Source organism: Sphingomonas sp., assembly GCF_030145815.1.
Lineage (GTDB): Bacteria > Pseudomonadota > Alphaproteobacteria > Sphingomonadales > Sphingomonadaceae > Sphingomonas.
Window position 1 is genome coordinate 41,353 of record NZ_JAIXHL010000018.1, and the last position, 19,009, is coordinate 60,361.

The following is a 19,009-nucleotide window of genomic DNA, read 5'->3' on the forward strand; positions in this document are numbered from 1 at the left end:
GCGAACCATGTTCGACCGCATCCGTTCCCGCATTCCACGTTCGCTCGGGGCCAAGCTTGTCGCGATCCTGACCGGGGTCGCGCTGCTTGGTGCCGCCAGCATCACGCTGCTGCTCGCACTCGTCATCACCCCCAGCTTCGACCGGCTCGAAGCACAGGCGATCGACGGCCATGTCGAACGCACCCGCGCCGCGCTGACCGAATATGCGTCCAAGGTCGAGGCATCGGTGCGCGACTATGGCGACTGGAACGAGAGCTACGACTATATGGGCGCGCCCAACCGCGCGTTTGAGGAGGACAGCTTCGCCACCTCCGCGATGGTCAATCTCGGCGTCAACGGCATGGCCTATGTCCGCCCGGACGGCGGCATCGTGATCGCGCGCTGGATCGACCTGGAGACCGGCAAGGATTCGCCCCAGCTGCGCGCGCAACTGCTCGCCGAAATCCGCCGCATCGATTTCCGCCGCGCGCTGGCGAAGGATAACAGCGCCAGCTTCTACGCGCGGCTCGGCGACCGCATCGCCGCAATCGGCATCGCGCAGGTCCGCCGCACCGACGGCACCGGCGATCCGCGCGGCCATGTCGTGATGGCGCGCATGATCACCTCGCAGCAGCTCGGCAATCTGCTCCAGCTTCGCGCAGGTCTTGCGCTCAATGCGCCCGTGTCCGCGCCGCGCCTCGACCTGGGCGAGCGGGACATCGCCGTCGCCGTACCGGTTCCGGGGGAGGGCGGGGACAGCATCGCCAGCGCCACCTTCCGCGTCCCCCGCGACCTGTCCCGGCTCGGCCGCAACATGCTGCAACTCGCCGTCGTCGGCACCACCGCGCTGATGCTGCTGGTGATGGCGGTGCTCAGCGTGATGATCGGCCGATTGGTGCTGCGCCCGCTCAACCGCGTCGAACAGCATATGGGCGTGGTGCGTGGATCGGGGAACCTCGTACCCCTCACCGAAGCGCCGCGCCGCGACGAGATCGGCAGCCTGGTCGACAGCTTCAACGCGATGCTGGTCCAGCTCAAGGATCTGCGCGAACAGGTCGAGGCGCAGTCGTTCAAGCTCGGCCAGTCCGAAAGCGCCGTTGCGGTCATGCACAATGTCCGCAATGCGCTGAACCCGATCAGCACCGTGCTCAGCCAGGGGCTGGGCGAGGCACCCGCGACCGACCGCGCCTTGCTCGACCGTGCGCTCAGCGAGCTGGCCGATGACAGCATCCCCCCCGCGCGCCGCCAGAAACTGGTCGCCTTCGTCGCCGCCGCGCTGTCCAGCGAAGCCCAAGCGCGGGAAGCGCGCAAGGAACAGCTCGGCATCGGCCGCGATGCGCTGCATAACGTCCTCGAAATCATCGGGCGTCAGCAGGAACAGGCGCATGAGCGCCCGCCGCTCGAAACCTGCGACGTCACCGACATCGTCGCGCGCAACGCCACGATCGCGCGCTATTCGGGCGCCAGCTCGATCGCCTTCCACTTCCCCTCGACCCCGCACTGGGTGCTGGCGAACCGCGTGCTGCTGAGCCAGGTGATCGGCAACCTCTTCTCCAACGCCGCCGAGGCCATTGCCGCGACCGGTCGCGACGGGGGCAGCATCGCCGTGTCGATCCGCGAAATCGGCGACCGCATGGAAATCCGCATCACCGACGATGGCGAAGGCTTCGACCCGGCGAACGCGCCCCAGCTGTTCCAGCGCGGCTATTCGACCCGCGTCAACAAGTCCGGCGGGCTCGGCCTGCACTGGTGCGCGAACACGATGGTCGCGATGGGCGGCAGCCTGACCTTGGTCAGCGAAGGCGTCGGCATCGGCGCCAGCGCGGTGCTCGAACTCGCCGCATCGGATCTGGTGCGGGAGGATGTCGCGGCCTGAGGATCGCGACTGGTTTTGTCCCTCGCTATCACTGACGCGCTGCGACAGGGTTGGGCGATGCGCAGCTTCTTCCTCGCACTAGCACTGCTTGCCGCACCCGCCGCCCATGCGTGCAGCGTCGCACCCGGCTACCGCGTCCCGACGACGCTGGAGCTGGCCGCGCAGGCCGACGCCATCATCGTTGCTCAGCCATTCGACCAGCGGACAGGCGCTAATGGCGAGCCGGAAATCCTGTTCGCATCACTCGTCATCCTCAAAGGGGCACCCGGTCGGGAGGTCAAAGACGATCGGATCGTGGCCTATGCGCCTGGAGTGCTAGAACCTGAGACCGCGGCCGCCCGGCCCAGCGACCCCCGCGAACTCGTCCGCGCCCATCCAGAGGCGTATGACGGCGGCTGCGTCCGCACGACATTCCACCCCAAACAATGGGTCGTGTTGTTTCTGAAGCGCGAGGGCGATGACTATCGCGTCATCTCCTACCCATTCGCGCGCACTGCCGAGGATACCGCCCTGCCGGACTCGCGCTGGCTCAAGGCGGTGCGCGAATATATCGCCATCGCGGCACTGCCCCCCGCGGCACGACGCGCACGGATGGAGGTGCGCCGCGACCTGCTGAAGGCCCGCGGCGACGCGGACTCGCTGGCCATCGCTGCCGATATCGCGCGCGAGCTGGCTGGTCCGCGCAAACCGCTGCGCGAACCCCTGCCGCCGGTCAAATAATCAGCTCGCCCGCCGCACCGGCGTCACCGCGTCCTTGCGCCGCAGATAGGGCGCGACCAGGTTGCGCGCGCGGAAAAACTCCTGCCGCTCGGGGCTCAGCGTGTCGAAATTGCCGATCACGCGGCGGCACTCGGGCGACCGGCACTGGCAGATCATGTGCCAGTTGGATTGCGCGAGCGTGGTCGAGTAATCCCAGCTGATCTCCTCGCCCGACACGATGTCGCGCAGCGCGACGAGGATCACGCCATCGTCGGTGAAGCGCAGCCCGGCATTGGGGTCACAGCTATGGTTGACCAGATCGTCGAGCTGCCCCGACGGCCCCATATAATGGTCGGGCGTCACCTGCACGAAGCGGTCGTCGCTCCCGCGCATCAGGCTGGGGATATCGTCGACATGAAACCGCCGGCCGGTGAAGCGCATCAGCTCCGCGCCCTCGGCAAAGCGACACGTGGCATAGACCGCCTTGCCCAGATGATTCTCGCCGACCGTGAACAGGTTGCGCGGATGGCGATAGCGGTCGAGCACCACCAGGCCCCCGCGCGCCCAGCCGAACGAGCGCAGCGGGTTGATCGTCGCCAGCCCGATCATGAACCAGATGCTGGCATGGCAGGCGAGCTCAACGAAGATATAGGCGAATTCATCCGGCCCCGACCCGCCCGCGCGCACCGCGACCAGCAGGGTGGCGAGGTCGCCAAAGGTCCACAGCCCCCAGGCCGGCGAGCGTTCGGCGCTGCGGTCCTTCCACACGCTGACCCAGGTCGGCCAGAAGCTGACCGGCACCGCCGCGACCACCAGCATATGCGCCCAATAGGCCTCACGAAACGCCACCCAGATCAGCAATGCGCTGAGGCACGCGGCCATGCAAAACGCTTCGATCGTCGTCGGCGGCGCCCAGTTCGATCCGCGCCACAATGCGGCGGTGACGATCAGGCAACAGACGGCGGACAGGATGAACACCCATCCCTGCGGCGATCCCGGGTTCACCGCGGCATAGGTCAACGCTTCGGCGGCGGCGGACGCGCTCCAGATCAGCCAGGAGGCGCGGTTGGGCCGCACGGTCGCACGGCGCAGGCCCAGCAGATACGCGCCATAGGCGGCAAAGCTGGCGCTCATCGCGATCAAAAACCAGACATCGCCCGCCATGAAACCCCCTTGCGAAGGGATTCATTTACCCTGTTCCGACTCGCACGTCAAAGCACGACTCGCGCTGACTCCACGAGTCGCGGTGATTCGCGACAAGCTTGGCGAAGGACTGAGCGGGGGGAGTCAAGCCGCCGTCGCTGTGGATTTGTTGCATGACGACACAGGCTCGGTCGCGCGATCGACAGTTTCGCATCCAGAACGGATCAGAAAAATAAAGGCCGCAATCCCAGTGGGATGGCGGCCGCTATTCAGGAAATCAGCCCGGGCGGGTCGAGGGTGAAGGACCATCCATCACGCCGCCGGCCCGGGCCGGAAAAGGGTTACCAGGGGCGCAGAGTTTCGCCGCCGGTGTCCCGGAACAAGAGTGCAAACATGTCTTTTCTCCCATTGTGCGCACGTGGCGCACCCATTTTGGTTATCTCAAAATTCATCCTGAATCAATTGTTAGGGATTATAGGGAATCTACCTAGATCGGTGATCGCGCCGGGCCGGGTTCCTTAAAACTTCCTTCAGCACTGGCTGTTAGGCCGGACGGCATGTCTGACCGTTTCGACCCCGCCGGTTTTCACGGTTCGCCTTTCGAGGCGGGGCGTATCGCCATGAATGACGGTCCGGAGGTCGGGGGCGACGCGCCCGGCCACCAATCGGAAACGGTGGTCGCGCGCGGTGCCGGCGGTCCAGCCTGCACCCGCTGGCGCGTGCTGGCGCTGTGCGAGATCGCCAATTTTCAATCGCTGCGCCGCCATTTGGGTCGGCCGCGCGCCGATACGCTGATCCACGACCTCGCCGATCGCATGAGCGGTCTTGAGCCGGGCGTGCGCAGCGTGACCGCCGGCCGGTCGCTGATCGAACTCGGCTATGAGGCGGACAGCCCGGTCGGTGCGCGGGCGCTGGTCGAGCGGCTTGCAGCCAGTTTCGCCCGCTCGGTCGATCTCGACGGGGAACGCCATCTGATCCAGCTGGTCTGGGGCATCGCCGTCGCGCCCTTTGGCGATGACGATGAAGTGCGCCTGACCGAAGGCGCTGAAGCCGCGCTCGAACAGGCGCGCACCGACGCGGGGATCGTCTCGATCGACCTTTCGCAGAGCCATGCCGCGTTCGACGGCGCGGCACTGGTGCGCGAACTGCCGCGCGCCATCGCCGCCGGCCAGCTGTTCCTGCAATATCAGCCCAAGGTGAATGTCCGTCGTGAAGCCGTGACCGGTGCCGAGGCGCTGGTGCGCTGGCATCATCCGGTGCGCGGCCTGATCCTGCCGGGCGAGTTCATCAACGCCGCCGAAGACGGTGGCGAAATCGTCGGCCTGACCTTGTGGACGCTGCGCCAGGTAATCGCCGACCAGCAGGTGATGCTGGCCCACGGCCATGACATGCCGGTGTTCATCAACATTTCCGGGGTGTTGCTGGCGGACGAGGCGTTCGTCGAAGAAGCCTGCCGCATCGTCAGCGAGTCCGGGGCCAAGATCGGTTTCGAGATTACCGAAACGGCGGTGATCCGCGACCCGGACAGCGCGATCCGCCATTTGCAGCGCTTCGCCGCGATCGGCATTCCGCTCGCGATCGACGATTATGGCGCCGGCCTCTCCTCGCTCGCATATTTGAAGCAGCTCCCGGCGACCGAGCTCAAGATCGACAAGATGTTCGTGATGCAGCTGACCAGCAGCAATCGCGATCCGCTGATCGTGCGTTCGACCATCGATCTGGCGCACGCGCTGGAGATGGAGGTTACGGCAGAAGGCGTCGAAACGCCGGCTGCGCTCGCGCTGCTCAGCGTGATGGGCTGCGACATGGTCCAGGGCTATCTGATCAGCCGCCCGATCGCGCTCGACGCGTTCGTCCGCTATCTCGACGAAGAAGGCTTCAAGTCGGTCGCGACGCTGCGGCCGAGCTTCGGGCGCACCGAGAATTTCTGGCGCAAGAGCGGGTGATGCCGAGGGGTCTCGCCCTCCTTCTCTGCTGGCTCGCACTGGCGTTCGCTGCCCCTGCTGCCGCGCAGCAGCGCGCAACGGAAGCGTTGTTTGAAAGCGCCAAGAGCGCGATGGTCAGCGACCCGCAGGCCGCGCTCGCTGCCGCCGAGCAGGCCCAGCGCCATGCCGCCGCGATCCCCGAACCCGGCCCGCGTGCAACTGCTGAAGCGACGGCCTTGTGGTTACAGAGCGAGGCGCTGATCCGCACCCGCAAGCCCGGAGAGGCAGCGCCGCGCATCGCGCGTGCCCTGCGCCTGATCAGTGGGGACCAGGCACCAACGAAACTGCGCGGAGACCTGTTGGTCGCACGGGCCGGCGTGCAGGAGTCGCAGTCGCGCTATGCCGAAGCGCTCGCCTCGCTTCAGGAAGCGCATAATATTTTCGCCAAGCTGGGCGAAAAGCGCAACCAGTCGATCGCGCTGCAATTGATCGCCACCCTCTACAACAGCGCGCAGGACCTGCGCAGCGCTGACAAATATTTCAAGCAGGCCGCCGAGGTATATACCGGCGATCCGCGCCTGCAGATGTTCCTGCTCAACAACCGCGGCGCCGTCCTGCTTCAGATGGAGGAGCCGCGTCAGGCTGAAGCCGAATATCGCAAGGCGCTGGCGGTAGCGCAGGCGGAGAAGTCGACCAACCTCTTGCCCAATATCCACGTCAACATCGCGCGGTCGCTGCTCGATCAGAAGCGCTATCGCGAAGCCGACGCCGCGCTGGCCGAAGCGGCCCGCATCATCCAGCGCGACCCCGCGCATCAGGGTGAAAGCCGCTTGCTCGCCGTCTCCGCCGAATCCGCGCGGCTTCAGGGCAAGATCGGTGAGGCACGCACGCTGATCGAGCGCGCGTTTACCGGCATCGACCTTGCGGGCACGACCTACGTCATGCGCGACGCGCATTTTACCGCCTACTCGATCTATCGCGCGCTTGACCGCGATCGCGACGCGCTGCGGCATCTCGAGCGGCTGCGCACGCTCAATGACGAGGCGACCGAACTGGCCACCTCGACCAGCACCGCGCTGATGGCGGCGCGGTTCGACTATGCGAACCAGGAACTGCGCATCGCCAATCTGCAGGCGCAGGAATTGCGGCGCGAGGCGGAGTTTCAGCGCACGCTCTTCATCGGTCTTGGCGGCGCGTTCGTCGTCATCGTGACGCTGCTCAGCATCGGCCTGTTCACCATCCGCCGCAGCCGCAATCAGGTGCGGGAGGCCAATGCGGTGCTGGAATGCACCAATGTCGCGCTCGAAAAGGCGCTGAAGGCCAAGACCGAATTCCTCGCGACCACCAGCCACGAAATTCGCACCCCGCTCAACGGCATCCTCGGCATGACTCAGATCATGCTGCGCGACGCCTCGGTCCCGGCCGAAACGCGCGACCGGATCAACATCGTCCATGGCGCGGGCATGACGATGCGCGCGCTGGTCGACGACATCCTCGATGTCGCCAAGATGGAGACCGGCAACCTCACGGTCGAACTCACCGCCACCGACCTCCATACGATGCTGCGCGATGTCACGCGCATGTGGGAGGAGCAGGCGCGCGCCAAGGGGCTCGACTTCACCCTAAGCTATGCCGACACGCCGCGCTGGATCGAAACCGATCCCGGCCGGCTGCGCCAGATCGTGTTCAACCTGCTGTCCAACGCGGTGAAGTTCACCGAGCGCGGTGGCCTTTCGGTCACCGTCACGGCAGCGGGCGATCGGCTGCGGCTCGCGATCGGCGACACCGGCATCGGCATCCCCGCCGACAAGTTCGGCGAGGTGTTCGAATCCTTCAAGCAGGTCGATGCCGGCACCACGCGCCAATTCGGCGGAACCGGCCTCGGCCTCGCGATCGTCCGCAATCTCGCCCAGGCGCTGGATGGCAGCGTAACGGTTGCCAGCGTGGTGGGGGAGGGGTCGACCTTCACCGTCGATCTCCCGCTGCGCCTCGCCGATGCGCCCGATTCGGCGGTCGAGCCACCGAAGGACGGCGAACATCTCGTCGTGCTCGACCGCAACCCGATCGTGCGCGGCATGCTGCGCACTTTGCTGACGCCGCACTTCGCAACGGTCCAGTTTGCCGCGACGCTTGACGAAGCCATGACGCTTGCCGCGAACGTCGCCCCGGTAATGATCCTGGCGGATGAGGCGACACTTGCCGCCGCCGAGGGCGATCCTGTTGAAAAGCTGAAAGAACTTGCCGCCGCTGCCCCGGCCGGAGCACGCGTCGCGGCGCTGTGGAGCACGCCTGCGCCGGACATCGAGCAGCGGCTGCTTGACACCGGTATCGACAAAATCATCGTTAAGCCCGTGAAAGGACCCGCACTGGTGGCCGCACTCACGGCAGAACGAAGCGAAATTTGTGAGACATCCCGTCGCACGACGCTTGTATCGCAAGCGGCTTAGGGTGATAGCACGCCTATGATTTCCCCGGTCCAGACCGCCGCCACCCATGGGATGGTCGCGCAATGAACATCCTCTTTATCGAGGACGATCCGATGAATCGCCGCGTAGTGCGCGACATGCTCAATGTCGCCGGCGCCACGATGGCCGAAGCTGCGCATGCCGAAGAGGGCCTCGCCATGATCGGTGCGGGCGAGTATGACGTGGTGCTGGTCGACCTGCGCATGCCGGGCATGGACGGGATCGAGGCGATCGAGCGCATCCGCGCGCGGGGCGATGCCAAGGCCGAACTGCCCGTCATCGTCGTCACGGCAGACACTGCGGTCGACCTGCGCGAACGCTGCCTCGCCGCGGGTGCGGACGAGGTGCTGTTCAAGCCGGTGGCGATGGATGCGCTGTTCGACACGATCGGCCGCGTGCTCGCGCTCCGCAGCGGCGACGACATGATCCTCTAGCCCCCAATATCCCCCTCCGGTTCAGTGAGGGGGATCGGATCAATAGGTCTGCACCGGCGTGTGGATCCACGCATGCTCGCGAAACCATTTGGTGATGATGTATTTGACGCCTTTCACCACCGGCGTCCCCTCGTGCAGCGTGCCGATATTGGGCGACCCATCGGGCTTCATATTGTTCCACGCCAGCAGCAACCCGCGCTTCGGTGCAACGCGCACCCCGGCCTGCGGGAACCAGGTCGCGCCGCCTTCCTCCACGTCATTAAGGTAGATCATCGCGGTCCAGGTCCGCTGGCCGCCCGACGCCTTCATCGCCGGCCAGTAGTCCTGCTGTTCGTTGAACCAGTCATAATGCGCGCGGAACTGCTGCCCCGGCGCATAGCGCTGCCCCTGCATCGTCTCGCCATTTTCGGGCGGGATGCCGAGCAAGGCCGCCATCCGCTCGTCGATCGGCTGCACATCCGGCGACCAGCGGTCGAGGTCGCAGCTTTCGCTCGTCCGGAAATTGGGGTCCTGCGACTGCGACAACAATGTGGAGGGGCGGCGATTGGCGTCGATCAGGCGGATCAGCTTGTCGCACTCGGCATCGTTCAGGAAACCGGGATGGTAATAGACCTGCGCGGCATCGACCTTGGCCCGGCGCATCGCCGGATTGGCCTCGACCCGCGCGGTAACCTCCTGGCCCAGGCGGGCGCGACTGACCGATCCGGCGGGGGTTTTGGAACGCGAAAAGAATTTCATGCCCGCAATTTGCCGCTGAGCCCACGAAACGCAAGAGGCCCGACCGTTGCCGGCCGGGCCTCCCTGCGTGACGCGTGCGTCGCTTACCAGAAGATGTCGTGGATCACGTCGACGACATAGCCGGACCGGACATCGACGAGCAGCGCGTCATTGTAATAGCGCACCCAGCGATACGGGCCATAGGCCGGCGGCAGGCGGTAGTAGAACGGATCGTTGATCCAGTAATCCGGCGCGAACAGCATCGACCCGATGGTGATGCCGATCGAGAACCGGCGATAGCCGTAGTTGTAACCACGCGGCGCGTAATAGCGCGGCAGGCGATAGACGTGCCGGTTGGTCGCGCGATACTGATTCCAGTTGTAGCGGCGGTCGCCGCGCCAGCTGCGGTTCCAGTTGCGGTTGTCGTCCCAGCTGCGGCGATCCGCCCGCGTGTCGCGCCAGTCGCCATAGCGGCGGTCCTGACGATAATCGCGGCGATCGTCCCGGCGGTCATCGCGCCAGTCGCGCCGGTCGTCCCGACGGTCGTCGCGATAGTCACGCCGGTCATCGCGGCGATCTTCGCGATAGTCGCGGCGGTCGTCACGGCGCTCGTCGCGCGTCTGCGACCCCATGATCGCCCCGCGCAGGTCGCGGCGGTCCTCGCGGCGCTCCCCGCGGAAGTCGCGGCGGTCGTCGCGACGCTCTTCACGGAAGTCGCGGCGCTGTTCCCGGACCTGCGGGGCAGGGGCGGCCGCCGGTGCCGGCGCCGGGCGCGGCTGGACCTGCGGGCGCTCGGGGCGCTGGAACTGCGGGCGCTCCTGCCGCTGCTCGCGCTGCTCCTGGCGCTGCTGCTGCCATTGCTGGCGCTGTTCGCGGAACTGCTCGCCGCGGCTTTCACGCGCCTGGCCACCACCGCGGCCTTCACGTCCGCCCCGGTCCTGCGCAGTCGCAGCAGCGGGGGTCAAAATGGTCGCGCCGATCAGCGCTGCCAAGATCATCTTCTTCATATTATCCTCCGCTCCCCGACAAAGCGCCGGCGTTCAGACTAACGCGCTTTTACGTCGAGTCGGCTGACACACTTCTGAATTGGACTGACAGCCAATTGAAAGCTTTCTTATTCTTCCCCGGTCTCGACCGGAATGCCGCGATCGATCGTAATCTCTTCATCGCCCCGCGCCACCCGCGCCGCGCGCCCGATCGCCTCGATCAAGCGCGGATAGATGCCGCAGCGGCACAGGTTCGTGATCGCCCCCATGATGTCCTCGTCCGACGGGTTGCGGTTCTTGCGCAGCAGTGCCGCGGCATTCATCACGATACCGGGGATGCAGTATCCGCACTGAACGACATTCTCGGCGATCAGCGCCTGTTGCACCGGGTGGTTGCCCTCGGCCGTCAGCCCTTCGATCGTGGTGACGAACGTCCCCTCGACTCCGCCGATCGTCACCTGGCACGACCGCACCGCCGTCCCGTCGATATCGACCATGCACGCGCCGCACTCGCCGGTGCCACAGCCATATTTGGTCCCGGTCAGGTTCGACGCATCGCGCAGCGCCCACAGCAACGGCGTGGCCGGATCGAGCTTGTAGGAAACCGGCTGGTTGTTGACGGTGAACTTGGTCATGTCACCGGCTTAGCATGCAACAGCGCGCTGCGCAGGCAGGTGCACACCGTCTCGTCGCGCTGGTTGAGCATCACATGGCGAAAGGTGACGACCCCCTGACCCGGCCGCGACTTGGACGGGCGCAGCGCCACCACCTCGGTCTCGGCGCGCAGCGTGTCGCCGATGAACACCGGGCTCGGCATCCGCACCTCGTCATAGCCCAGATTGGCGACCAGCGTGCCCAGCGTCGTATCCCCCACCGAAATCCCGACCATCAGCGCAAAGGTGAAGGTGCCATTGACCAGGATCCGCCCAAACTCGCTCGCCCCCGCCGCCTCCGCGTCGAGGTGCAGCGGCTGGGGATTATGGGTGAGGGTGGAGATGAGCAGATTATCGGTCTCGGTCACCGTGCGGCGCAGCTCATGGACGATTCGGTCGCCCACCTGCCATTCGTCGAAATAGCGTCCCGCCATCACCGTCTCCCTTTGCGCCTCACTTAACGCGCGAGGCCGGTTTGTCAGTCCCCCAAAATAATCCTCCCCGGAACGGGGAGGGGGACCATGCGCAGCATGGTGGAGGGGGCCCGAGGCACAGGATACGGTCGTCGTTATATAGCAAAAGCACCTAGGCGGTTACGGGTGTCCTCACCCGCAACGCAGGTGTCTTTCTAAAAGGTGCTCTGAGCGAAAGGGCTTAGGGCGTGCTATCGACGATCTATGTCCTCAAGCGGACGGTCATAAGATGGGTCGTCATGATCCAGAATATCGTTGGGATGGATGCTAGCCCGCCACCCGGGTTCCATCTTTTCAAATCCCATTACGAAGATACGTTTCTTGCCGGGAGACACCGCCGTCAGAAACTCGATATACCCATAAACCGCCCCACTTTCAGGAATGTAAAACTGGAATGGATCCTTGAGAGGAAGCTTTTCTCCGCTCGCTATAATGCGGCTATAAGTTCTACTTTCATCGCCTTGAACACATACGTCTATAATTATCGCTGGACTTCTACCAATGTTACGAACAACAAGATAGGCCAGCACCATCGGCCTGCCGTTATGATACAAAACGCTGTATTCACTAAAATCAATATCTATCATGGGGCTTTCGAATTTAACGAAAGCGTCGTAACTTCTTACCGCAGCATTGGTGCTGCGCCGGGTCTCTCTAAATGTGGTCCAGACAAGTACAATGCCGATAAGGCTCACAATGAGGCCGATGCTCGCCGCGCCGCCCGCGATCATGGTCCATCGCGCGGCCTGCTGCTGAGCTACGAGATCATATTCTTCGCGCTGGCTTTCGCGGGAGGATTTTACTGCCTCGGTTACGCACACGAGCTGTGCCTCCGCTTTGAGACTGAGGCATCGATCCCTTATCTTTTTATCGGCGCTTGCGGCGTAGTCGTCGGCGGCGTCGGCGGCCTTTACCCGTTGTTCGGTTCTTAGCGCAGATTCGTGCCAGACAAAATTGAAGGCACCGAATAGCACAAACAGCGCTACGGCTACTCCGATACCTTTATGAACTGCGCGCCAATTGCCTCTAGGCATTGCAACAAGAACACCGCTGTAAAATTGCCCCGGCTGATCTTGTCCCTGATAATCGGTTCAAAGTCCATTACGCCTATCTCGTCAAGCTTGCGGATCAGCTCGCATAGGAGATCTCTTTGCGCGCCTGCTCCGCTTTCAGGAGCCGCTTGCCTGTCGCCGACAGCGCCACCTTCCCTGATGCAGGTTGATAACTATCCCCCAAACACCCCCCGCACCGCGTCCCCAACCGCCGCCATCCCCTCGCGCGCATCCTCCCCCCGCACCAGCACCAGCGTCCGCCGCAAGTCGAACCCGATCAGCGCCGGATTGGCCACCCCGGCATGCCGGTGCGACGCCGGCACTACCGTCGCGCCCAGCCCCGCCGCGACCATCGCCAGCGCGCGGTCGTCGTTGGGCGTGCGCAGCGCAAAACTCGGGCGGATGCCTCGCCGCGTGAAATAACGGCTGGTCTCCGGCAGCGCCTCGCAGCTGCGCCGCACGATCATCGTCTCGCCCGCCAGCGCCTCGCCGGGCAGCGCGGCTTCCCCGGCCAGCCGATGCCCGACCGGCAGGGCGAGCAGATAGGGTTCGCTGCGCAACGCCTCGCCATCGCCCTGCACCGCGGTCAGCGCCAGGTCGACCCGCCCGCGCGCGATATGCTGCGCCAGCACCGTCGCATTCCCCTCGACCAGCTCGACCGCCAGCCCGGGCGCATCCGCCGCGATCCGCGCGACCAGTGCCGCCAGCTCCGCGCTGGCAATCGTCGTCAGCACTCCCAGCCGCAATGTCGCGGGCTGCGCGATCCCGCCCACCGCCGCTGCCGCCAGGTTGAACTCGCGCTCGATCCGCCGCGCATGCACCGCAAATTGCGACCCCGCCTCGGTCAGCTCGATCCGCTGGCTCGACCGGCGCAGCAGCTTCGCGCCCACCTCGCGCTCCAGCTTGGCGATCCCCGCGGACAGCGTCGGTTGCGACACCGCCATCTGCGCGGCGGCGGCGGTGAACGTCCCGCTATCGATGACGGCGAGGAAATAGCGCAGCAAATAGCGTTCGATCATAGACACCGTCTATGCTGTCCCGCGCGGCCTTTCAATTTCTCAGCGGGCGCGCGGCGCGCTAGGATGGCGCAAAACAAGTTCAGGAGAGCGCCATGAGCCTGCCCCAGATGGATTTCGCACTCGGCGAAACCGCGGACATGATCCGTGAGACCACCGAACGCTTCGCGCGCGAACAGATCGCGCCGCTCGCGGCAAAGATCGACGCCGACGACTGGTTTCCGCGCGACGAGCTCTGGGCACCGATGGGCGAACTCGGCCTGCACGGCATCACCATCGCGGAGGAGGATGGCGGCCTCGGCCTCGGCTATCTCGAACATGTCATCGCATGTGAGGAAGTGTCGCGCGCCTCGGCCTCGATCGGGCTCAGCTACGGCGCGCACTCCAACCTCTGCGTCAACCAGATCGGCCGCTGGGCGAACGCGGAGCAGAAGGCGAAATACCTGCCCAAGCTGATCAGCGGCGAACATGTCGGCAGCCTCGCCATGTCCGAAGCCGGCGCGGGCAGCGATGTCGTCAGCATGAAGCTGCGCGCCGAGCATAAGGGCGACCGCTACATCCTCAACGGCACCAAATTCTGGATCACCAACGCCGCCTATGCCGATGTGCTGGTCGTCTATGCCAAGACTGGCGAGGGATCGCGCGGCATCACCACCTTCATCATCGAACGCGGCATGAAGGGGTTCGAGATCGGGCAAAAGATCGACAAGATGGGGATGCGCGGATCGCCCACCGCCGAACTCGTCTTCACCGATTGCGAAGTGCCGGAAGAAAACGTGATGGGCCCGCTCAACGGCGGCGTCGGTGTGCTGATGAGCGGCCTCGACTATGAACGCACCGTGCTGGCGGGCATTCAGCTCGGCATCATGCAGGCCTGCCTCGACGTCGTGCTGCCGTACCTGCGTGAACGCAAGCAGTTCGGCCAGGCGATCGGCAGCTTCCAGCTGATGCAGGCCAAGGTCGCCGACATGTATGTCGCGCTCAATTCCGCCCGCGCCTATGTCTATGCCGTCGCCCGGGCATGCGACGCGGGCAAGACCACCCGCTTCGACGCCGCCGGCGCGATCCTGCTCGCCTCCGAAAACGCCTTCAAGGTCGCGGGGGAGGCGGTGCAGGCGCTCGGCGGCGCGGGTTATACCAAGGACTGGCCGGTCGAACGCTTCCTGCGCGACGCCAAGCTGCTGGACATCGGCGCGGGGACGAATGAAATTCGCCGCATGCTGATCGGACGGGAGCTTGTCGGAGCCGTATGACTGAAATCGCCGCACCATCGGATGAGGTAAGCCGCCGCCAGCGCGGTTTCCTGGGCTTTGTCGAGCGGGCGGGCAATCTGCTGCCCGAACCGACGATGATCTTCGTCTATCTGATCATCGCGCTGATGGCCGTCAGCGCGATCGGCGACTGGGCCGGATGGTCGGCATCACTCCCCTATACCGGTGACGAAGCACCGACCGGTGCGACGCTGGAGGGCGGGGTGCTCACCTACACCGCGTCCAGCCTGTTCTCCGAAGCCAATATCGGTCGCCTGCTGGTCGACATGCCGCGCACGATGAGCGGCTTTGCGCCATTGGGCCTGATCCTCGTGATCATGCTCGGCGCGGCAGTGGCGGAGCGGTCGGGCATGTTCTCCGCCCTCATTCGCGCCAGCCTCGCCAATGCTCCGCGCGCGATCCTGACCCCGATCGTCGCGATCATCGGCATGGTCTCGCACCACGCCTCCGACGCCGCCTATGTCGTGTTCATCCCGCTCGCCGCGATCGTCTATGCTGCCGCCGGGCGCCACCCCGTCGCAGGGCTCGCCGCCGCCTTTGCCGCCGTCTCCGGCGGCTATGCCGGCAACATCACGCCGGGCCAGATCGATGTGCTGCTGTTCGGCTTCACGCAGGAAGCCGCGCGGATCGTCGAGCCGGGCTGGACGATGAACCCGGTCGGCAATTGGTGGTTCATCCTGTCGATCGTCATCGTCTTCACCCCGGCGGTGTGGTTCATCACCGACAAGGTGGTCGAACCGCGCCTCGGCAAATGGGGCGGCGAAGCAGACGCGGAAGTGACCGCCGAACTCGCCCGCTCCGAACTCACCGCCGACGAACGCCGCGGCCTGCGCCGCGCCGGCCTCGCCGCGCTCGCGGTGATCGCGCTTTACCTCGTCCTCACCCTCGCCCCCGGCTACACCCCGCTGATCAACGAAAAGGCGGAAGGAACGGCGCAGCTTCAGCCCTTTTACGGCGCGCTGATCGCGGGCTTCTTCCTGATGTTCGTCAGCTGCGGCATCGCGTTCGGCAGCGCGACCGGATCGATCAAGTCCGCCGACGACGTCACCCGCATGATGCGCGAAGGCATCGCCAGCCTCGCGCCGTACATCGTGTTCGTGTTCTTCGCCGCGCATTTCGTGGCGATGTTCAACTGGTCCAATGTCGGCCCGATCATCGCGATCAACGGCGCCGAAGCGCTCCAGGCCTTCGCGCTCCCCGCACCGATCCTGCTGGTCAGCGTGCTGCTGCTGTCGTCCTTCCTCGACCTGTTCATCGGCTCGGCCAGCGCCAAGTGGAGCGCGCTCGCGCCCGTCGTCGTGCCGATGTTCATGCTGCTCGGCATCAGCCCGGAAATGACCACGGCTGCCTACCGCATGGGCGACAGCTACACCAACATCATGACCCCGTTGATGAGCTATTTCCCGCTGATCCTCGCGTTCGCGCGGCGCTGGGACGGATCGTTCGGCGTCGGCTCGCTGCTCGCCCTGATGCTGCCCTATGCGCTCGCCTTCATGACGCTCGGCATCTCAATGGTCGTCGCCTGGGTCGCGCTCGATCTGCCGCTCGGGCCGGGGGCAGGGGTGTTCTACGCCCCGCCCACAGGTGGAGGCGCATGATCGATCCGCTGCTCGACCTCGGCACCGAACTGTTTGAGGACCTGTATCGCCCGATCGACAGCGGCCGCTGGTCGCTGCGCCCCCCGGCGATGGTCCTGACGCGCGGCTATTGGAGCCCGCCCGCTTTGGTCCCCAATGTCCGCGCACTGACCCGCGACGGTGACACCTGGATGTCGCTGACCCCGCTCGAATTCGAAAGCCAGGGGATCGGCGTCCACTATGCTACCGGCCATGTCGCGATCTTCGGCCTCGGCATGGGCTGGGTCGCCGCCGCCACCGCATTGCGCGACAGCGTGACACAGGTCACGGTGGTCGAACGCGACCCCGACGTGATCGCGCTCCACGCCGATCTCGACCTGTTCGCGCGCCTGCCGGGCGGGGCAGGGGACAAGATCCGCATCGTGGAGGGCGACGCGCTCGCTTGGCGCCCCGACGCGCCGGTCGCCCTGCTCATGCCCGATATCTGGCTCCCCCTGGTCAGCGACGGCCGGGTCGACGAGGTGCGCCAGATGCAGGCCAATGTCGCCGCCACCAACATCTATTTCTGGGGCCAGGAGCTGGAAATCGCCCGCCACGCCCGCGCCGCCGGGATCGGCCTCGACACCGCCGGCGTCGGGCAGGTCATCGCCAGCTTCGGCCTTCCGCTCGTCGGCAACGACCTGCCCGACTATCCCGACCGCATCCGCGCCGCCGCCGCCGCATGGATGCAGGACCGCTGGCTGTGACTCACTTGCCGACGAACAGGAACGCCACGGCCGCCATGATGCATGCAAACGCCGCGAAGTGGCGCCAGTGCAGCGCCTCGCCCAGCACCGCGACCATGAACACCCCGAACACGGTCAGCGCAATCGCCTCCTGCGCGATCTTGAGCTGGCCCGGTGTCCACCCGGCCAGAAAGCCAACCCGGTTGGCCGGTACCGCCAGGCAATATTCGAACCCGGCAATGGCCCAAGAGATCAGGATCACGGACAGCAACGGCTTCTCCAGCCCGCCTTTGCCGAGATGCCAATACCACGCGATCGTCATGAACACATTGGACGCAATCAGCAGCAGGATCGTCGCCATGAAAACTCCCTTCGCCCCGCTCTGCGCGCTCGCCGCCGGGGGCGCAAGATGAGCGGACCCGTCCTGAAATCGCTCGTCAACGCCGAAGACGAAGGCTTCCGCACCAACGCCGCGCACAACCGCGCGCTGGTCGAAAAGCTCCGCGCCGACGTCGCGCAGGCCGCACTGGGCGGCAACGAAAAGTCGCGCGAACGCCACACGGCACGCGGCAAGCTGCTCCCCCGCGAGCGCGTCGAACGCCTGCTCGACCCCGGCGCACCCTTCCTCGAAATCGGCCAGCTCGCCGCCTGCGACATGTACGAAGGCGAAGTGCCCGGCGCCGGCATGATCGCCGGCATCGGCAAAGTCTCGGGCCGCACCTGCATGATCGTCTGCAACGACGCGACGGTAAAGGGCGGCACCTATTACCCGATGACGGTCAAAAAGCATCTTCGCGCGCAGGAGATTGCGGAGGCCAACCGGCTGCCCTGCATCTACCTCGTCGACAGCGGCGGCGCGAACCTGCCGCATCAGGCCGACGTCTTCCCCGACCGCGATCATTTCGGCCGCATCTTCTTCAACCAGGCGAACATGAGCGCCAAGGGCATCCCCCAGATCGCTTGCGTCATGGGCAGCTGCACTGCGGGCGGCGCATACGTTCCCGCCATGTCCGACGAAAGCGTGATCGTGCGCGAACAGGGCACGATCTTCCTAGCCGGCCCGCCGCTGGTCAAGGCCGCGACGGGGGAGGAAATCAGCGCCGAGGATCTGGGCGGCGGCGACCTGCACGGGCGCAAATCGGGCGTGGTCGATCATGTCGCCGACAATGACGAACACGCGCTGACCATTGTCCGCGACATCGTCAGCCACCTCCCCGCCGACCGCAAACCCGACATCGCGCTGCTCGACCCGCGCCCGCCCAAGTTCGACGCCGAAGACCTCTACGGCATCGTCCCCACCGACGTCCGCGCCCCCTATGACGTCCACGAAGTCATCGCCCGGCTGGTCGACGGCTCAGAGTTCCACGAGTTCAAGGCGCTGTACGGCACCACGCTTGTCTGCGGCTTCGCCCACATCTGGGGCATCCCCGTCGCGATCCTCGCCAATAACGGCGTGCTGTTCAGCGAAAGCGCGGTCAAGGGCGCCCACTTCATCGAGCTCGCCTGCCAACGCCGCGTGCCCTTGCTGTTCCTCCAGAATATCAGCGGCTTCATGGTCGGCGGAAAATATGAGGCCGAGGGCATCGCCAAGCACGGCGCGAAACTTGTCACCGCAGTCGCCACCGCCAGCGTCCCCAAGATCACCGTGCTGATCGGCGGCAGCTTCGGCGCCGGCAATTACGGCATGTGCGGTCGCGCCTACAGCCCCCGCTTCCTGTTCAGCTGGCCCAACAGCCGCATCAGCGTGATGGGCGGCGAACAGGCGGCTTCGGTGCTGGCGACGGTCCACCGCGACGCCGCCAACTGGACGCCGGAACAGGCCGAATCCTTCAAACAACCCATCCGCGACGATTACGAGGCGCAAGGCAACCCGTGGCACGCAACGGCGCGGTTGTGGGACGACGGCATTATCGACCCTGCGCAGACGCGAGATGTGCTGGGCCTGGCGTTCGCGGCAACGCTGAACGCGCCAGTGGAGGAGGGGACACGCTTCGGCGTGTTTCGGATGTGATGACACC

Annotated in this window: 18 protein-coding genes; 9 read left to right on the forward strand and 9 right to left on the reverse strand. The window is 65.5% G+C overall.

The features are described from left to right. Window positions 1–7: 7 nt before the first annotated feature. Both KYX69_RS15770 and KYX69_RS15775 read left to right on the forward strand, forming a co-directional pair. Entirely contained in the window at window positions 8–1,855 is a 1,848-nt protein-coding gene (locus tag KYX69_RS15770; RefSeq protein WP_300498857.1) for a CHASE4 domain-containing protein, read from the forward strand. A 57-nt stretch (window positions 1,856–1,912) separates the two neighbouring features. Next, window positions 1,913–2,575, forward strand: a complete 663-nt coding sequence (locus tag KYX69_RS15775; protein WP_300498859.1) for a hypothetical protein — start codon at window positions 1,913–1,915, stop codon at window positions 2,573–2,575. Here KYX69_RS15775 and KYX69_RS15780 read toward each other — a convergent pair whose 3' ends face one another. Further along, window positions 2,576–3,718 (reverse strand): SET domain-containing protein, encoded by a 1,143-nt coding sequence (locus tag KYX69_RS15780; RefSeq protein ID WP_300498860.1) that lies wholly within the window; start codon window positions 3,716–3,718, stop codon window positions 2,576–2,578. Window positions 3,719–4,254: 536 nt separating this feature from the next. On the opposite strand from KYX69_RS15780, the gene KYX69_RS15785 reads away from it, so the two are divergent. The 3 genes from KYX69_RS15785 to KYX69_RS15795 all read left to right on the forward strand — a co-directional run bounded on the left by KYX69_RS15785 (window position 4,255) and on the right by KYX69_RS15795 (window position 8,521). Continuing rightward, window positions 4,255–5,643, forward strand: coding sequence for a GGDEF domain-containing phosphodiesterase (locus KYX69_RS15785; protein WP_300498861.1), 1,389 nt, complete (start codon window positions 4,255–4,257; stop codon window positions 5,641–5,643). Continuing rightward, window positions 5,643–8,069 (forward strand): ATP-binding protein, encoded by a 2,427-nt coding sequence (locus KYX69_RS15790; protein WP_300498863.1) that lies wholly within the window; start codon window positions 5,643–5,645, stop codon window positions 8,067–8,069. Before KYX69_RS15785 ends, KYX69_RS15790 begins: the two co-directional genes overlap by 1 nt. A gap of 62 nt (window positions 8,070–8,131) precedes the next feature. After that, window positions 8,132–8,521, forward strand: coding sequence for a response regulator (locus KYX69_RS15795; RefSeq protein ID WP_300498865.1), 390 nt, complete (start codon window positions 8,132–8,134; stop codon window positions 8,519–8,521). A gap of 39 nt (window positions 8,522–8,560) precedes the next feature. Here the strand turns inward: KYX69_RS15795 and KYX69_RS15800 are convergent, their stop codons facing one another. The 7 genes from KYX69_RS15800 to KYX69_RS15825 form a co-directional block, all read right to left on the reverse strand. Beyond that, on the reverse strand, window positions 8,561–9,259 hold the full coding sequence (locus KYX69_RS15800) for a 2OG-Fe(II) oxygenase (RefSeq protein ID WP_300498867.1): 699 nt from the start codon (window positions 9,257–9,259) through the stop codon (window positions 8,561–8,563). Window positions 9,260–9,342: 83 nt separating this feature from the next. After that, window positions 9,343–10,245: an RcnB family protein gene (locus KYX69_RS15805; protein ID WP_300498869.1), complete on the reverse strand. Its 903-nt coding sequence runs from the start codon at window positions 10,243–10,245 to the stop codon at window positions 9,343–9,345. 107 nt (window positions 10,246–10,352) lie between these two features. Next, the gene (locus tag KYX69_RS15810; RefSeq protein ID WP_300498871.1) at window positions 10,353–10,859 is read right to left on the reverse strand and encodes a (2Fe-2S)-binding protein; all 507 of its coding nucleotides are present in this window, start codon (window positions 10,857–10,859) and stop codon (window positions 10,353–10,355) included. Further along, complete coding sequence (locus KYX69_RS15815; RefSeq protein ID WP_300498873.1) at window positions 10,856–11,311, reverse strand: MaoC family dehydratase; 456 nt, start codon at window positions 11,309–11,311, stop codon at window positions 10,856–10,858. The genes KYX69_RS15810 and KYX69_RS15815 overlap by 4 nt, the downstream gene beginning before the upstream one ends. Before the next feature lie 230 nt (window positions 11,312–11,541). Continuing rightward, window positions 11,542–12,324 carry a hypothetical protein gene (locus KYX69_RS15820; protein WP_300498874.1) on the reverse strand — a complete coding sequence of 261 codons (783 nt, stop codon included), beginning with the start codon at window positions 12,322–12,324 and terminating at the stop codon, window positions 11,542–11,544. A 14-nt stretch (window positions 12,325–12,338) separates the two neighbouring features. Further along, window positions 12,339–12,563 carry a DUF6471 domain-containing protein gene (locus KYX69_RS23220; RefSeq protein ID WP_367280212.1) on the reverse strand — a complete coding sequence of 75 codons (225 nt, stop codon included), beginning with the start codon at window positions 12,561–12,563 and terminating at the stop codon, window positions 12,339–12,341. A gap of 12 nt (window positions 12,564–12,575) precedes the next feature. Next, window positions 12,576–13,421, reverse strand: a complete 846-nt coding sequence (locus KYX69_RS15825) for a LysR substrate-binding domain-containing protein (RefSeq protein ID WP_300498875.1) — start codon at window positions 13,419–13,421, stop codon at window positions 12,576–12,578. 98 nt (window positions 13,422–13,519) lie between these two features. Between KYX69_RS15825 and KYX69_RS15830 the strand changes: the two genes are divergently transcribed. The 3 genes from KYX69_RS15830 to KYX69_RS15840 are packed head-to-tail and all read left to right on the forward strand — an operon-like array spanning window position 13,520 to window position 17,012. Continuing rightward, on the forward strand, window positions 13,520–14,671 hold the full coding sequence (locus KYX69_RS15830) for an isovaleryl-CoA dehydrogenase (protein WP_300498961.1): 1,152 nt from the start codon (window positions 13,520–13,522) through the stop codon (window positions 14,669–14,671). Next, window positions 14,668–16,287, forward strand: a complete 1,620-nt coding sequence (locus KYX69_RS15835) for an AbgT family transporter (protein WP_300498876.1) — start codon at window positions 14,668–14,670, stop codon at window positions 16,285–16,287. The genes KYX69_RS15830 and KYX69_RS15835 overlap by 4 nt, the downstream gene beginning before the upstream one ends. Next, the gene (locus KYX69_RS15840) at window positions 16,284–17,012 is read left to right on the forward strand and encodes a hypothetical protein (RefSeq protein ID WP_300498877.1); all 729 of its coding nucleotides are present in this window, start codon (window positions 16,284–16,286) and stop codon (window positions 17,010–17,012) included. The genes KYX69_RS15835 and KYX69_RS15840 overlap by 4 nt, the downstream gene beginning before the upstream one ends. 1 nt (window position 17,013) lies before the next feature. Here the strand turns inward: KYX69_RS15840 and KYX69_RS15845 are convergent, their stop codons facing one another. Then, on the reverse strand, window positions 17,014–17,352 hold the full coding sequence (locus tag KYX69_RS15845; protein ID WP_300498879.1) for a DMT family protein: 339 nt from the start codon (window positions 17,350–17,352) through the stop codon (window positions 17,014–17,016). A 48-nt stretch (window positions 17,353–17,400) separates the two neighbouring features. On the opposite strand from KYX69_RS15845, the gene KYX69_RS15850 reads away from it, so the two are divergent. After that, window positions 17,401–19,002: a carboxyl transferase domain-containing protein gene (locus KYX69_RS15850; RefSeq protein ID WP_300498880.1), complete on the forward strand. Its 1,602-nt coding sequence runs from the start codon at window positions 17,401–17,403 to the stop codon at window positions 19,000–19,002. Window positions 19,003–19,009 lie beyond the last annotated feature (7 nt).